A 15727-nucleotide genomic window follows, 5' to 3' on the forward strand; every position below is an offset into this window, starting at 1 on the left:
TCTAAATCACTCTTGTTCGAAATAACAATAACCACCAATTTAAGGGTATTGAGATGAAAACCAGCAAACGCACTTTTCTGAAAGGTCTGGGGATTACACTGGCGATCAGCGCCGCAATGGGCACAGCCGGACTGGCGCAGGCTGCTGAAAAGCGCGCCTACATTCTGGCAACGGCATCTACGGGCGGTACTTATTATCCGGTCGGTGTTGCACTGGCCACGCTGACAAAAGTTAAGCTGGAGCCAAAACACAAGTTGTCTCTGTCTGCGATCAACTCCGCCGGTTCCGGTGAAAACGTTAAGTTGTTGCGTGAAAATGAAGCGCAGTTTGCCATCATGCAAGGTTTGTATGGCGCATGGGCGTGGAGCGGTGAAGGCCCGGTGAAATCATCCGGTCCGCAGAAACAACTGCGTTCAGTGTCGATGTTGTGGCAGAACGTTGAACAGTTTGTCGTTAAATCAAAATACGCTAAATCCGGTACCATCGAAGATCTGAAAGCGTTTGGTGATACCAAGTTCTCCATCGGTAAGAAAAACTCCGGCACAGAAGGTTCCGGTCGCCAGATTCTGAGTGGTGTAGGGATTGATGCAAACAGTTTTGACCTGGCTTACATGGGTTATGGTGCCAGCGCGGATGCCCTGCAGAACGGCACCATCAATGGTATGAATATCCCAGCGGGTGTGCCTACCAGTGCTATTACACGTGCTTACGCTGCATTGGGTAGCGATATGACGGTATTGGACTTCACTGATGAGCAGATCAAAGAAGCGAACGGTAAATACAATCTGTGGACCCGTTTCGTGATTCCGGCAAACACGTATCCGGGACAGACTAAAGATATCAACACTATGGCACAGCCGAACTTCCTGGCAGTTCGTGATGATATTTCTGATGACGATGTCTACATGATCACTAAAACGATCTATGAAAACCTGCCTTTCCTGAATGGTATCCATAAGGCGACTAAAGCCATGGCGCTGGAAAAAGCGATCGCGGGTCTGCCTGTGCCGCTGCATCCGGGTGCTGCGCGTTTCTACAAAGAGATGGGATTGGATATTCCTGCTCACCTGACCGCCAACTAAGGTTGTCATCGGTGCGGGAGGCTATCAGGCTTCCCGCTCTATCCCTCGCTACGCGCAATTTCTGGACAATATCATGAGTTCCGATACCCCTGTTACCGATCAGGACACAGCTGAGAAGCTGAAAAGCATGGAGCTAACGCAGCGCCCTGATGATTCTTTTGCCGGTCGCTTTATCTACTGGGCAGGTGTGGCCTTCGCACTGGCTCATATCTATTTCAATACATTAGGCACGCTGTCTGAGCTGTGGGTATCCGCTATCCACTTTGCCGGGTTTGCGCTGATCTGCGGCCTGATGGTGCCGATGGTTCGGTGTAAAACTGAATCCGGACGTCGCCTGACCTTACTGCTTGATCTGCTGATCGGGGTCGCAGCGATATTCTGTACGCTCTACCTGATGGGGTTTGAGGATGCGCTGTACGAGCGCGGGGTAAAATTTGCTGAAGCAGACTGGGTGTTCTCAGTGTGTGCAATCTTCATCACTCTGGAGATGGCGCGCCGGACAACGGGCTGGTTTATTCCAAGCATGATTATTGTGGCGCTCACCTATGTATTCTGGTGGGGGCAGTACGTGGACGGTGTGTTTGGTTTCCCCGGCTTGAGTCTGGAAACCCTGCTGTACCGCAGTTATTTCTCGTCTGAGGGGATGTTCGGCCAGATTGCCCGTATCTCCTGGACGTATGTGTTTATGTTTATTCTTTTTGGTGCCTTTCTGGTGAAATCGGGTGCCGGAGATTTCATTATCGAACTGTCCCGCTGTGCGGCGGGTCGCTTTGTGGGTGGGCCTGGGTTTGTTGCGGTCCTCGGTTCCGGCCTGATGGGATCGGTATCCGGTTCTTCTGTCGCGAATACCGTATCAACCGGTGTTATCACTATTCCCCTGATGCGACGTGCGGGTTTCCCGGCAAAGTTTGCGGCAGGTGTTGAGGCTGCGGCTTCAACTGGCGGTCAGCTGATGCCGCCTGTGATGGGGGCCGGGGCCTTCATTATGGCGTCTTACACCCAGATTCCTTACGTCGATATCATCGCCATTGCCGCCTTACCCGCATTACTATATTTCCTGTCCGTCGGTTTCTTTGTGCGTGTTGAGGCGATGCGTAGCCATGCCCATGCGGTTGAAAGTGATACCCGTCCGGTGGGTGAGGTGTTTAAGGATGGCTGGCATTATCTGCTACCGCTGGTGGTACTGGTGGCGTTGCTGATCTACGGTTTTACACCGACCTATGCCGCAGGTTTCTCAATCATTTCGGTGGTAGCGGCCTCTTGGTTATCGAAGCACCCAATGGGTTTTAAAGACATTTTGGATGCGCTGGCTCAGGGCTCCAAAAATATGGCGACAACGGCGATGTTGCTGATCTCGGTTGGACTGGTGGTCAATGTCGTGGCCATGACGGGTATTGGTAATACCTTCTCGTTGATGGTGACCGATTGGGCCGGTGGCAGTTTGCTGATTACCATTGTATTGGTGGCGTTGGCGTCGTTGATTCTGGGCATGGGATTACCGGTCACCGCGTCTTACATTGTTTTAGCAACTTTGTCGGCACCTGCGTTATACAGCCTGATCGCTGAAAGTCAGCTACTGGATATGATGGTGTCTGGCACTTTGCCTGAAGCTGCGCGCACTATCTTCCTGTTGGTGGATATGGAAAAAGCCGCGTTGCTGGCTTCACCGATGAGTGAGGTGGATGCACAGCAGTTGTTGTCGCTGGTGCCGGGAGACTTTAGAAACCAACTGTTGGAACAGGCGCTTGATCCATCTGCGCTGGCGATGGCGCTGTTGTCTGCTCATATGATCATCTTCTGGTTATCGCAGGACAGTAACGTCACTCCGCCTGTTTGCCTGACCGCATTTGCTGCGGCCGCGATCGCTAAAACGCCGCCGATGGCCACGGGTTTTATGGCGTGGAAAGTGGCAAAAGGGCTCTATATTGTGCCGCTGTTGTTTGCCTATACCGCCTTTATTGGTGGCAGCTGGGAGGAAGTGTTAAGCATTTTTGCCTTTGCGTGCGTAGGCATTTATGCGCTGGTGGGCTTTATGGAAGGGTTTCTTGAGAGTCGACTAAATCTGTTGCTACGTCTGATCTGTGGTGTACTGGGTGTGGTGCTGCTTTGGCCGCACGGTGTATTGCTACTCAATCTGGTCGCTGCTGCTGCGTTTGTTGGTATCTTTATCTACAGTCGCAAGCAGGTGGTTCCTGAAGCTCAGACCGCTTAACTTGCTGTAGAACCGCAGAGGGCTTGAGATCGGGTTATGGGTCTCAGGCCCTTTTCCATTTGTGCCATAGAGGAAAGGCTGTCTTTCCTTTCCTGTTTTTCCTGCCTTGGTTACTCTTGCCTGCCCAGACGAATCGATTTCAGAGAGCATCATGACAACCTCATCCCCCGAAACAGCCGTGAACAAAGCCCCCATCGATAAAGCCGTATGTATTTGCAAAAAAGTACGTACCAACGAGTTCATGGCGAAAATCACTGAACACAAAGCGTTCACAGTCGATGAGGCACGGGACGTGACCGGTGCGAATACGGGGTGTGGTGCATGTTACGAAACAGTTGAAATGCTGGTGGCAAAAGCTAAAGCGCAATCGATCGCTTAGTAAAACTCCGGCTTTGCCCTGATGTTATCCCGGCATCGAAACGTCAGGGAAGGGAGGACGACCTGAGCAGCGGCAATGCTGCTCAGCTGTTATTGCTCAACGCGTGTACAGTCCTTACCGCTGCGTTTGGCTTCGTACAGGGCGTTATCTGCCCGAGCCAGTAATGTACGTGGATCATCGCCGGTTTTGTATTCGGTGATTCCCACGCAGGCTGTAACATTCACGATCGTGTGCTCATCAGCTGGCACATTGTGATTGCGCAGATTATCACGAATACGATTCGCGAGAATGATTGCTCCGTCACAGTCAGTGGATGGTAACAGGATGGCGAACTCTTCACCGCCGTATCGGTAGGCTGAATCATTTGTACGCAACCCTGCTTTGATTAGCGTGCCAAATGTTTCCAACACAAGGTCCCCCACCATATGCCCGTATGTGTCATTCACCCGTTTGAAGTCATCCAGATCCAAAAAGCAGAGTGAAAGGGCATGGTTGTATCGGCGTGAGCTTTCGATCGCCAGATCGAGTTGTTGATAGAAACAGCGTGAATTGCTCAGGCCTGTGAGTGCATCCGTGATACTTAGCTCACGGTAAGTCCGTTCGCGTTCTATCAGTTCAAATTCAGCTTTCTTACGGGCACTGATGTTGCTTAAGGTTTCGATCGCGCCGATAACGTTGCCATTATTGTCCTTCAGACTGGCTGCGGTGAAATGCAACCACTCGCCGTTGGCACCGCATTCGGGAAAAAAATCTTCGGCTTCATACGCATCAGGTATCAGCTCAGAGGTGCGGTACTTGTCCTGGTAATAGTGCTGAACATCAGCATCATGGCCTCCATCCAGAATAAGGTCTGCGAGGCATGGGCGGGGGGATTGATAGAAAGGTTTCCATTGATCAGAGGTGCCAACCATCTCTTCTCTGCTTAACCCCGACAGTGCTTCAATTGCACTGTTCCAATGTAGAATAACGTGGTTGTTATCTATCACAAACGTGGGTAATGCGATCCTATCGAAGACTTGTAACATCAATGATGGGTCTGACTTGCTTTCCTGATCCTTGGAGAGCGCTCCGTTAAATTCGGTTGTTGCCATAACAGCGCTATAACTCTTTGTAGCGGGAAATATCCCGTAGTGACTCTCTAAGTTAATCGAAGCCTGCAGAAACAACAAGTGGCCGTCATACTACTGTCTAGTATTGAACGGCCACTTAAATGACTATCCGCGACAGGTCACGTGTTCAGACTTTGTGAGAGGCGACAAAGTGTTCCAGCACTTGTTTCAGGACTGCACAGTGAGCTTTGTCGCCGCTGGCTTCTGCTTTTTCGATGTCATCCATGATGATCTTACGAATTTTCTGTTCGCCATCGTGGGTGATCAGGTAATTCCCCAGCGCAGCTGCAACAATCGGTTCTACATGTTCGTGTTCGGCAATTGCTTCTACTTCGCCCGGTTCCAGACCGCATAGGTCCAGACATTCTTTGTAGGTCAACATAGTGAACATCCCCTGTAATTGAGTGATTAAGGATTACAGCTTTGAGATGGCCTTCATCTTCAGTCTAGTGTGTCTGCTGTCGTAAAGACTTCATCCAGATCAATAAATTGGAGGATATCTGAAGGATATTTATACAGCTGTTTTTTCGAGCTTGAAGTGCTGTGTCGCGGATCAGTGACAACCTAACCTGTTGATTTATATGTAAAGTAGGGTTTATTAGTTTTTTGTGTCTCCGATTGGAGACGGTTTGTGTGCTTATTTCAGATGTACACTCACAGAAGGAGAGTTTTTGAGTATTGGTGTGTTTTTAAGGTTTTGATATAAAAGGTTTTTTTTAAGTTGGTCTTTGGCTTGCTTTAGTACAGTCCATTACATGACAGGAACATCTGACTGCGACGATGTCCGGCGTCACCGTTAAATGGAGGAGCTACGATGCTAACTGAGTACTTTGTAAAACACTTTATAACGTTGTTTGTAATTGCTGAATCTTTAGCGCTGTACTTTTTCCTCGTCTGACTAATTTGGAAACTTATCTGGAGTTTGGATAAGTTTTCACAGAATAAGACTGGCCTTGTTGCTGTGCTGGAAGGGGCAGCAACGCGGTGGCATCTACAGGAAGTAGGTCACCACTGGCTATCGGATGCAGGTGGCGGCCTGGTAGTCGTCCGGTATGTTGAATCGAACAGGAGGCACAGTCTTCCCTTCCACTTAATGACCTTCATTAAATGCCAGTCTAAGCATTGTTAGTTCTTTCCCTCCTCGTATTCTTATCAATTCTGGTACTTTGGTTTTAGGCGTTAGCGTCATTGGTATGCTGTACCGCAATATTTGAGGCCCTATTTCAGCGGTATTCTATAAACGGGTATAGGTTCATAGAAGGGTGTGGTCTGACTCGTATATCCTTTTTCTTGTTCGCGATAGATCTTGAGCTGAGACGGCGTCATATCTGAAATATTCTTACTAGTTATAAGCTTATCTTTTGTTTTGTGTTCGTCAGATCTTTGAATATGGCCTGAAAATGCATCATTCTTAAGCTTATAAGACTTTAGGATAGCAATACTCCAAATGGATAATGGGGTTTTATCGCATTGCACAAGACATCGCTCTTGGATTGGGTATAATCGGCGGCAAAAGAAAAGCACCGCGGATTATAACTGTAATAAAGCTGTGGTTATTCCAGCGCAGTTAGCGAGTGCTTCGCGAGGGATCTCCGGAAATATCAGCGGGTTAACTCTGATCGACCATCAGGCCTAGCCAGCGAATGCAGCCACAAGCTCTGTTTCCGGTGTCATCTCACCTACCATTATTTACTATTGAATGGCGAAGTTGTTATGACCACAAAAGCAGTTGATGTGTTGCTCGTTGGGGCGGGCGCGATGAGCACAACCCTGGGGATGTTGCTCAAGCAGTTAGACCCATCTATGAAGATTTGCATGGTTGAACGTCTTGATCATGTTGCACACGAAAGTACCGATGCGATGAACAATGCCGGTACCGGGCACGCAGCCTATTGTGAGCTTAATTACACGCCCAAAAAAGCCGGTGGCGGTGTAGATCCTTCCAAAGCGTTTGCAATCAATGAAGCCTTTGAGGTGAGTCTGCAGTTTTGGTCTTACCTCGTAAATGCTAAAGCATTGCCGAACCCATCCAAGTTTATCAGTAATGTCCCACACCAGAGTTTTGTCTGGGGTGAAGAGAACGTACAGTTTTTGCGCAGCCGTTATGAAACGCTGAGCAGCACCCAGCAGTTTGCTCAGATGGAATATTCTGAAGACCATGATGTATTGCGTGAGTGGATGCCTCTGGTGATGAAGAATCGCTCAGCGGATGAGAAGGTTGCAGGTACGCGTGTTCGTCACGGTGCTGATGTGAACTTCGGGTCTCTGGCACGACACATGGTTGAATATCTGGATCATCAGGGTGACTTCGAACTGTTGTTGAGCCGTTCGGTTGAAGAGCTGACTCAAGGTAATGACAAGCGTTGGACTGTCGAACTGAAGAACGAGCAGTCCGGTGCGAAAGAAACAATCGATGCGGGTTTTGTATTCCTGGGCGCAGGTGGTGGTGCACTGCCGCTGTTGCAGAAATCAGGTATCGAAGAAGGCAAAGGATACGGCGGCTTCCCAGTCAGCGGTATGTGGCTGGTTTGCAAGAATCAGGACGTTGTTGAACAGCATAACGCGAAGGTTTATGGCTTGGCCCCGATTGGCGCGCCTCCGATGTCAGTTCCGCATCTGGATACTCGCGTTATTGATGGCAAAAAAGCCCTGCTGTTTGGCCCATTTGCCGGATTTACGACTAAGTTCCTGAAGCAGGGATCTGTGTTTGATATGTTCAAGAGTATCAAACCGGGTAACCTGAAGCCGATGTTAACTGTCGGTGCGAAAAGTATGGATCTGACCCGCTACCTGATTAGCGAAGTGATGCAGACGCATGACTCTCGTTGTGATGCGTTGCGTTTCTTCTTCCCTGAAGCGAAGAATGAAGACTGGGAGTTGTCCTATGCCGGACAGCGCGTACAGATCATCAAAAATGACCCTGAGAAGGGTGGCAAGCTGGAATTTGGTACTGAAGTGATCTCTTCTGCAGACGGTTCTCTGGCCGCTCTGTTGGGGGCATCACCGGGTGCGTCTACTGCGGTGCCAACGATGATTGAAGTGGTTGAGAACTGCTTTAGCGAGAAGATGAACTCTGCTGAATGGCAGCAGAAGATCAAGGAGATGGTTCCTTCTTATAAGGAGTCTCTCATTGAAGACGGAGAGCTACTGAAATCCGTACGTCAGAACACTCTGACAACCCTGGGTCTGGGTAACATCTGATCCAGTCGATACTAGCAGGTTTGAAGCCGGCCTTAGGTCGGCTTTTTTTATGCCTGCGCCGCCAAGAATATTGAACAATCCTGCATATACTGTAGATAGATTTCGGTCATTCTCTGATTCTCAGGAGTTTGCAATGAGTGAAGACTTAAAGCAAAACCTGTCCAGAAGCAGTATTTGGATGCGTTTACTCTATATGTTGCTGTTCACAGTTTTCTACAGTCTGGCGGAAGTGGTGCTTGTGGCGGTAGTGACTTTTCAATTTTTGATTACGCTGTTCACCGGTACCCCCAACGGGCGTTTATTGAAGTTTGGTAAAAGCCTGAGTACCTATGTGTATCAGGTGCTGCGATACCTCACATTCAACAGCGAAGTGCGACCCTTTCCCTTTGGGGATTGGCCTGAATCATCCCTGAGTCATAAAAAATCCAGCCGTATGGCAAATGGGGAAGAGAGCTGGACGACTAAACCCAAGCCGTCGGACGACTGACGGAATTGACCTGTTCTCCTTGACTCACAAGTCCCCCTGACCGAAATCAATATTTTAAGTATGCCTTTATGTATAATTGCGAATAAAAGTAATTATCAGTTGGGTTTTTGTTAAGGGGCTGTGGGTGTCTAAATCAATTCGGCGTATCTCGGGTGTCAGTTTGGCACTGCTTTTAAGCGGATGTGTAAGTAATAACGGTGCCAATGAATCGGCGGTCAATCAGGAAGCGTTAAAAGCAACCTTGGGCCAGCAGCTATATTTTGATACCAATCTGTCGCAAAACCGAACTCAGTCCTGTGCAACGTGCCACGCGCCAGAGAGCGGCTTTGTTGATCCACGTGATAACGGTGTGCAAGGTGCTGTGTCGCTTGGTGATGATGGCCATTCGCTCGGAGATCGTAACGCGCCAACGGCAGCCTATGCGATGTTCAGTCCAAAGTTCCAGCTGACAGTAGACGGGAAGTACATGGGTGGTCAGTTCCATGATGGTCGTGAAAATAGCCTGGCCGGTCAGGCCGGTGGGCCACCAACGAACCCTGTTGAAATGGGGATGCCATCTAAGGCGGCGACCGCAGATCGATTACAGGAAAACAAACATTACGTCGCCAGTTTTAAGGCGATATACGGTGCTGAAGTGTTCGCCGATGCCAACAAGGCCTACGCGGCGATGGCGGATAGCATTGCCGCCTTTGAGCGCACCGAATTGTTTGCGCCTTTCGACTCTAAATACGATCGTTTCCTGCGTGGTGATTACCAGCTGAGTAAACAGGAAGATCTGGGACGCACGTTATTCTTCTCCCAGCAGTTCACCAACTGTAACCAGTGCCATCAACTGCAAAGCTCGCAGCGCCACCCTAAAGAGACCTTTACCAATTACGAATACCACAATATTGGGGTTCCGGTGAATGCTGAGGCACGCGAAAAAAATGGAGTGGCCGAAAACCATGTTGACCGTGGATTGCTGGATAATCCTCAGGTAAACGATGTGACACAGGCTGGTAAGTTTAAAGTGCCTACGTTGCGTAATATCGCAGTAACCGGCCCTTATATGCATAACGGAGTATTCCAGGATCTGCGTACCGTGGTGCTGTTCTACGACAAGTACAACAGCCGCAGCGCCAAGCGCCAGGTTAACCCTGAAACCGGGGAGCAGTGGGGATCACCTGAGGTAGCGGAAAATATCTCACTGAAGGAACTGGAAAGTGGGCCTGCGCTGAAAGAGAAGCGGGTGGATGCGTTGGTGGCCTTTATGAAAACGCTGACCGATCAGCGCTATGAGCATCTTTTGAAGTAAGCATTGCTTACGCGCCTCGTTCTACCAGAGTGGTGCACACAAAGCAGGTTCTTTGGGGCATGCTGAAGGATCGATCCTCAAAGAACCCTTTGTTTTACCTTCCTCGCTTTTCGCCCTGATGAGCGCTATCACCCAGACGGGTATTCTGATGACGTGTTCAATAAAGTCGCACGTCCGTTAATGCAGTGAAGACCGCAATCAATCAGATTTAAGTCGCTTCTGTCCGGGGTAAAACTGATGCTGAAAAGAGGTCGGCATACCATGACCACCCGTAATCACTGTGCCGAATCACATACTGTGCATCGCCAGTGCGTTGATCACGATGACAAAGTAGGTACTTATACGCCTTTCATTGGTCGATCAGATGAGGGCGCAGACGCCGCTGAAACAAGGGAACCTTGCTACTTCGTCAACGGCACTGCGGGTGACAGCCGAAGCTGAACGCCTTCGTGTGAAAGAAGGCGATGGAGACATGGATCAGTCGATAAAGGCAACGGCCTGCTGAGTATCCCAGACGGCGTTGGCGATCATGTTGTAGTTGGTGAGGGCAGCCTGATAGGCCTCTTCGCCCGGTGCGCCTACGGCATCTTTCACAACCACTACATTAAAGCCTTGTTCGGTCAGTTCCCGCATGTGGGAGTCTGTACACAGGTTTGCCGCAAAACCTCCCAGAAGAACGGTCTGAATACCGCGCTTACGCAGCTGTAGCACCAGATCATTGGAATCAGGACCGTAGACCTTGTGCGGTGACGTGATGACTGTTTTACCATCTTCAATATATTGCTTCAGAGGCGGGTAGAAATCGGCACCACTGTCCTTGAAGTTGGCATACGTGGTTGGGCCATCAACGCGGAACATATCGATCTTGTTCATCAATCCCTGAACCGGACCACGGTCATGCCAGTGCTTATCATGTTCGTAGTAACTGTGAGGGCTGACAAACAGCTGCATGTCAGCGGACTTTGCTGCTTTCATCAGGCTGGCGATATTCTCATTGGTATTCAGGCGGGTAACGTTGTCTTTCACCAGACCCCAAGCTGCGCCTTTTTCACTCATAAAATCATTTTGTGGATCAGTGATCAGCACTGCAGTGGTCGAAGGGTTTGGCATAAATGCCGGGGCATCGTCAGCCTGTGTCACTTCGACATTGGCTAAGGCAGCGGTGAGCGCCACGGCAGTGGACAGCTTGCGCAGTGAGGACTTAGTTTTTCGAGTTTTCATGTAAACACTCCCATTGATATTAGCGGCGCCTGTTGAGCGCGTTTAATCTTGATTTCGAGTGATGACATGATTGCGTAGAGAACTATCTATAAACAAATTTTAAATATAAATTTCATTTATAGATATTTTAAATAAAACTATATTTAACTGATAAAAAACAATAAGTTATGGTTTGTTTTTGGGTTTGTGTAGCGCGGCGGTATGGTGTCGACACTATAGAACTTGATATCTGATTGAACAAAAAAGACCGGGTGATAAAACCCGGCCAAAACTAAGAAAGCACTGAGACGCGCCGGAACTCCAATCCGACAATTTCAGGAAACCCTAAGTATCTGCCCTGAAGGGGGAGGGAGATACTCAGGGTTATGCGACCAAGCGACTCAGAACTTGATGCGCATACCCGCCAGATAACCGAGGTCTGAATTTGGCTCATCGGTATCGGCGATTTCGGCAAACAGGCTGACATTTTTCTGTGTTGGGAACTTATATTCCACATTGGTATACCACTCGGTAGTGTCCGTGCTGCCTTCATCTGATTTCACTACGCCAATCGCCATTTTAGTGGTGGGTGACAGTTTGAATTTTGCAGCCAGGTTAGAGACATCTTTGTCACCTGCGCCGGTATCCGTGGTGCTGTAATCCGCTGCCAGAGCGGCAAAACCAAAGTTGTAGGCTGCGCTGATGCCCCACGTGTTCTGGTCTTCGGCCCCTGCTGTATTAGCATTGTAGGTTTGATAGGCTGCGGCCAGTTCTACACCGGCTAACTGGGTTGCTACGAACAGGTCGAAGGCTTCCCCGGATCCATTGGCGGAGGATTCTGCACCAATCAGAGCAGAAGCGATAACGGTTACGTTATCGAAGCTGGCATCCAGACGAATCACATCATCGCCTTTGTCGGCAACCTGTTCAAAACGGTCCTGTGCGGTGTGGGTTTCCAGAGCCGCTTCAACACCAAACTCGTCACCGGCCAGGTTCTGGCGACCAATGGCGACCGCAGCCGTGCCGAAATCCAGTCCGACATACGCTTCTTCCAGCTTGGCGCTTTCCTTGCTGGAATCGTTACCTTCACCATCGAAGCTGTAATCCAGCTGGCCGAAGGCTTTCAGGTCATCATTCAGGGTATACACAATGGAGTTTTTCAGCTCCAGATCGTCAAACTCAACATCCAGTTCTTTATCTGCACCGGCTTTCTGACGCAGTTGGATCTGCCAGTCACCCTTCAGTTTGTAGCTCAGACCGTTGCCTTCATAGATGGTGGCTGCTTGTGCCATGCTTACTGTTGTCAGTCCAAGAGCAGCAACTACAATTTTCTTTGCGATCATTTTTTTCATTATTTACTACCTGTTATTTTTATTTGAAAACTCAGTCGGGAGACCTGCTTTCAATTTTTAAAGACAAAAGCTCCCCTCAGTGCTGAAAAGGCAGCACCCAATCTGATGAGAAGTCGGGGAGTTCAACGCTGGGATTGATGTGTCTGACCGTCGTGATTCTCTGGTGGCAGGCCCCTCTCAAGTTGGAGTTAACTGAACGTCTTTTGTAGTGTTCAGGCTCGGATCGAGCGGATTCCGGCCCAGGTTTTTAGATGTTGGGCTTAGCCTTCACCTTCACTGATGGCCGCTTCAGCGCCGCGATCAGTTGCCTGACCCTTGTTTGCGCGACGCTTGTTCACAAGCTCCAGCAGCGGTGGGATGCAGAGCACAACAATGGCAACGACCACAATGCCGAGGGTCAGCGGGCGGTCCCACAGGAAGTCGAAGCTACCGTCCGAGATCACCAGCGCACGGGCCAGGTTGTTTTCCATGATGCCGCCTAAGATGAAGCCCAGTAGCATTGGAGCCATCGGGAACTCCAGCAGCTTCAGTGCAATCGCAATGACGGTAATGATTGCCATCATGTGAATATCAAAGCTGTTGAAGCTGACCAGATACACGCCGGTGATGGAGAAAAACAGAATCAGCGGAATCAGAATCGGGCGTGGGATCACCAACAAGCGCGAGATGTATGGGATCAGCGGCAAGTTAAGGATCAGCAACACCAGGTTGCCGAAATACATGGAGATGATCACCGACCAGAACACATCGGGGTTATCGACAAACAGGCGCGGACCGGGCTGAATACCGTAAGCGATCAGTGCACCCAGCATGATGGCGGTGGTACCGGAACCTGGAATACCCAACGTCAGCAGCGGTACAAAAGAACCGGTGGACGCTGCGTTATTGGCGGATTCCGGCGCGGCCAGCCCCCGTAGCGCGCCTTTACCAAACTTCAGCTTCTCTTTAGCTGAGGCGAGGTTGCGTTCCAGACCATAGGCCAGAAATGAGGCGATAGTTGCGCCGGCACCCGGCAGTACACCCACCAGGAAACCAAATACTGAAGAGCGTCCTACAGTCGGCGCGATATGTTTTACCTCTTCCCGGCTCAGCTTCATGCTGCCCAAAGAGGCCATATCCATCTGTTCGTCTTTTTCCTTGTGTTGGCCTTTTAATACCGTCATGACCACTTCGGTGAGGGCGAAGGTTGCCATCGCCAGTAACAGGAAGCTAATGCCGTCAATCAAGTCGATGTTGCCAAAGGTAAAGCGCGGCGTGCCGGACGTTGTATCGGTACCCACGGTGGCAATCATAAGGCCGAATACGGTCATGATCAGCGCTTTGATCACCTGACCTTTTCCTGAGAATGCTGCTACAGCGGTCAGGCCGAGAATCATCAGAGCAAAGTAGTCGCTGGACTGGAAACTCAGTGAGACCGATGCCAGTGCAGGGGCGGCGAACAGCAGAATAATTGCGCCGATGGTGCCGCCGGTGAAGGAGGAGTAAGCGGCCAGTGCCAGTGCTTTACCGGCTTGCTTCTGCTGGGCCAGTGGATACCCGTCAAATGACGTCACCACGGTGCTTGCACAGCCTGGTGCGTTGATCAGGATTGAGGAGGTGGAGCCGCCAAATACTGCGCCGTAATAGACGCCGGCCATCAAAATAATGCCGGAAGAGGGATCCAGTCCGTAGGTGATCGGGATCATTAACGCCACGGCGGAGATTGGACCCAGCCCCGGCAACATGCCGATGAAGGTGCCAGCAAAACAACCGACGACCACCATCATCAGATTAAAGGGCATAACCGCGGTAGATAGCCCGGTGAAGATACCGTCTAACATCGCCTCAGCCTCCAAACAGTTGATTAAACAGCGCACCCGGCGCCAGATAGATATCCAGCAACTGCGTCAGAATCAGCCAGATACCCGCAGAAAATGGAACGGAAGCCAGCAGCAAGGTTTTGATACGGCGCTCACCTAGCAGCCAGAATCCACCGATCAGGAAGAACAGGGTTGCCAGCAGAAAACCGACCCACTGCAGGGCAAACGCAAACAGCACCACCTGCGCCAGCAGTTTGGCAACCAGCGCAAAGTCATAACCGTGTAGTTTCAGCGTGCTGCCTTCACCCCGTTCGGCTGTCAGCAACAGGGCGATGGATAACCCGCCACACAGCAGGGCCAGTGCATTGGGGACCGTCTGCGCGTGGAACGGCTCAAATTCATCGCCGGGTAACAGGGGAATCTGACCGGCGTAGACACCGTAAGCGACAGATAGCAGCAGGAAAATGAGGCCGCCGATATGGTCTTTACAGATATTCATGGAACACTCCCGAGGCTCTATACATCAGCCTTGGCTTAAAAAGCTCCGGCGAGCCCGCGACAGAAGACAGAGCGGGTACCGGAGGGAAGAGAAAACGCAATAGCGTCGATGTGTTTACTTCAGGAAGCCCAGCTCACGCATCAGTGCGCCGACTTCGGTTTCCTGCTGTTCGAGGAAGCTGACAAACTCTGCATCCGGTTTGAAGATCTCAGTCCAGCCGTTACGTGAGCGTACGGACTCCCACTCATCGGTTGCGTACATCTTCTTCAAAACCTCGACGTATTCGGCCTTGTCGGCATCAGAAACACCCGGAGCGGCAAAGAAACCACGCCAGTTGACGAAGGTTGCGTCGTAGCCAAGCTCTTTCAGCGTAGGTACTTCAGGAGCCGCATCGGAACGGTTGTTACCGGTCATAACCAAAATGCGCACTTCGCCTGCCTCTGCCAGTGCCAGCGCTTCGCTGAAGCCGGTGGAAAGCAGCTCGGTTTCACCTGAAAGCAGGCCCGCCATCGCTTCGCCGCCTGCATCGTAAGCCACGTAGCGCACCTGACGCGGATTGCCGCCTGCGGCTTTGAAGGCCATGGCGGCGACCAGGTGATCCATGCTGCCACGGGCGGAACCGCCGGAGATTTTGACTTTGCGTGGGTTCTCACGGTAATCCGCAACCACTTGCTCAAAGCTGGTGTAGGGCGAGTCTTTCTTAACAACAAACGCGCCAAAATCACCAATGGTTGCTGCAATCGGTGTCAGATCACGGAACGACTGTGGGAATACCTTAGACAGAGAGCGGATCACGATCGGGGTAGAGTTCACCATGAGCGTGTCTTTTTTCTGCGCCGCCGTTTCGATCAGATGGGCAATCGCTTTGCCGCCACCACCACCGGACATGTTTTCGTAAGAGACGGTGTCGACCAGACCGGATTTGGACAGGGCTTCGCCGGTACCACGGGCTGTGCCGTCCCAGCCACCCCCTGCGCCGCCGGGGATCAGAAAGTGAACACTGTCCATCGCTGATGCGCTGAACGAAGCGCCTGCGGTCAGGCAGGTGGTCAGTACGGCAGCGATCAAAGTTGAACGTTTACGGAACTGGGGTTTGTTAAACATGGGACACAG

14 protein-coding genes are annotated in these 15727 nt (G+C 50.7%); 7 read left to right on the forward strand and 7 right to left on the reverse strand.

Annotated elements, in window-relative coordinates:
* Nucleotides 1–53 precede the first annotated feature (53 nt).
* From IOQ59_RS09905 to IOQ59_RS09915, 3 genes are all read left to right on the forward strand, one after another.
* Nucleotides 54–1082 (forward strand): TAXI family TRAP transporter solute-binding subunit, encoded by a 1029-nt coding sequence (locus IOQ59_RS09905; protein ID WP_193953124.1) that lies wholly within the window; start codon nucleotides 54–56, stop codon nucleotides 1080–1082.
* A gap of 73 nt (nucleotides 1083–1155) precedes the next feature.
* A complete protein-coding gene (locus IOQ59_RS09910; protein ID WP_193953125.1) occupies nucleotides 1156–3294 on the forward strand; it encodes a TRAP transporter permease in 2139 nt (712 codons plus the stop codon).
* A gap of 151 nt (nucleotides 3295–3445) precedes the next feature.
* Nucleotides 3446–3673 (forward strand): (2Fe-2S)-binding protein, encoded by a 228-nt coding sequence (locus IOQ59_RS09915; protein ID WP_193953126.1) that lies wholly within the window; start codon nucleotides 3446–3448, stop codon nucleotides 3671–3673.
* Nucleotides 3674–3762: 89 nt separating this feature from the next.
* On the opposite strand, the gene IOQ59_RS09920 is transcribed toward IOQ59_RS09915, so the two are convergent.
* The gene (locus tag IOQ59_RS09920) at nucleotides 3763–4764 is read right to left on the reverse strand and encodes a sensor domain-containing diguanylate cyclase (RefSeq protein WP_193953127.1); all 1002 of its coding nucleotides are present in this window, start codon (nucleotides 4762–4764) and stop codon (nucleotides 3763–3765) included.
* A 145-nt stretch (nucleotides 4765–4909) separates the two neighbouring features.
* The gene (locus tag IOQ59_RS09925) at nucleotides 4910–5164 is read right to left on the reverse strand and encodes a hypothetical protein (RefSeq protein ID WP_193953128.1); all 255 of its coding nucleotides are present in this window, start codon (nucleotides 5162–5164) and stop codon (nucleotides 4910–4912) included.
* Between the two features lie 1331 nt (nucleotides 5165–6495).
* Here IOQ59_RS09925 and mqo point away from each other — a divergent pair.
* The 4 genes from mqo to IOQ59_RS09945 all read left to right on the forward strand — a co-directional run bounded on the left by mqo (nucleotide 6496) and on the right by IOQ59_RS09945 (nucleotide 10205).
* Nucleotides 6496–7983 carry a malate dehydrogenase (quinone) gene (mqo, locus tag IOQ59_RS09930; protein WP_193953129.1) on the forward strand — a complete coding sequence of 496 codons (1488 nt, stop codon included), beginning with the start codon at nucleotides 6496–6498 and terminating at the stop codon, nucleotides 7981–7983.
* A gap of 133 nt (nucleotides 7984–8116) precedes the next feature.
* Complete coding sequence (locus IOQ59_RS09935) at nucleotides 8117–8470, forward strand: DUF4389 domain-containing protein (protein WP_193953130.1); 354 nt, start codon at nucleotides 8117–8119, stop codon at nucleotides 8468–8470.
* Between the two features lie 124 nt (nucleotides 8471–8594).
* A complete protein-coding gene (locus IOQ59_RS09940; protein ID WP_193953131.1) occupies nucleotides 8595–9764 on the forward strand; it encodes a cytochrome-c peroxidase in 1170 nt (389 codons plus the stop codon).
* Between the two features lie 261 nt (nucleotides 9765–10025).
* Nucleotides 10026–10205 carry a hypothetical protein gene (locus IOQ59_RS09945; RefSeq protein WP_193953132.1) on the forward strand — a complete coding sequence of 60 codons (180 nt, stop codon included), beginning with the start codon at nucleotides 10026–10028 and terminating at the stop codon, nucleotides 10203–10205.
* Nucleotides 10206–10241: 36 nt separating this feature from the next.
* Here IOQ59_RS09945 and IOQ59_RS09950 read toward each other — a convergent pair whose 3' ends face one another.
* The 5 genes from IOQ59_RS09950 to IOQ59_RS09970 all read right to left on the reverse strand — a co-directional run bounded on the left by IOQ59_RS09950 (nucleotide 10242) and on the right by IOQ59_RS09970 (nucleotide 15718).
* On the reverse strand, nucleotides 10242–10985 hold the full coding sequence (locus tag IOQ59_RS09950; protein WP_228050815.1) for a cysteine hydrolase family protein: 744 nt from the start codon (nucleotides 10983–10985) through the stop codon (nucleotides 10242–10244).
* A 380-nt stretch (nucleotides 10986–11365) separates the two neighbouring features.
* A complete protein-coding gene (locus IOQ59_RS09955; RefSeq protein WP_228050816.1) occupies nucleotides 11366–12316 on the reverse strand; it encodes a porin in 951 nt (316 codons plus the stop codon).
* Between the two features lie 260 nt (nucleotides 12317–12576).
* Nucleotides 12577–14136, reverse strand: a complete 1560-nt coding sequence (locus tag IOQ59_RS09960; protein WP_193953133.1) for a tripartite tricarboxylate transporter permease — start codon at nucleotides 14134–14136, stop codon at nucleotides 12577–12579.
* Between the two features lie 4 nt (nucleotides 14137–14140).
* On the reverse strand, nucleotides 14141–14614 hold the full coding sequence (locus IOQ59_RS09965; protein ID WP_193953134.1) for a tripartite tricarboxylate transporter TctB family protein: 474 nt from the start codon (nucleotides 14612–14614) through the stop codon (nucleotides 14141–14143).
* A gap of 114 nt (nucleotides 14615–14728) precedes the next feature.
* Nucleotides 14729–15718, reverse strand: a complete 990-nt coding sequence (locus IOQ59_RS09970) for a tripartite tricarboxylate transporter substrate binding protein (RefSeq protein WP_193953135.1) — start codon at nucleotides 15716–15718, stop codon at nucleotides 14729–14731.
* Nucleotides 15719–15727 lie beyond the last annotated feature (9 nt).

Origin of the sequence: Pontibacterium sinense (assembly GCF_015209595.1) — a bacterium.
GTDB lineage: Bacteria > Pseudomonadota > Gammaproteobacteria > Pseudomonadales > Balneatricaceae > Pontibacterium > Pontibacterium sinense.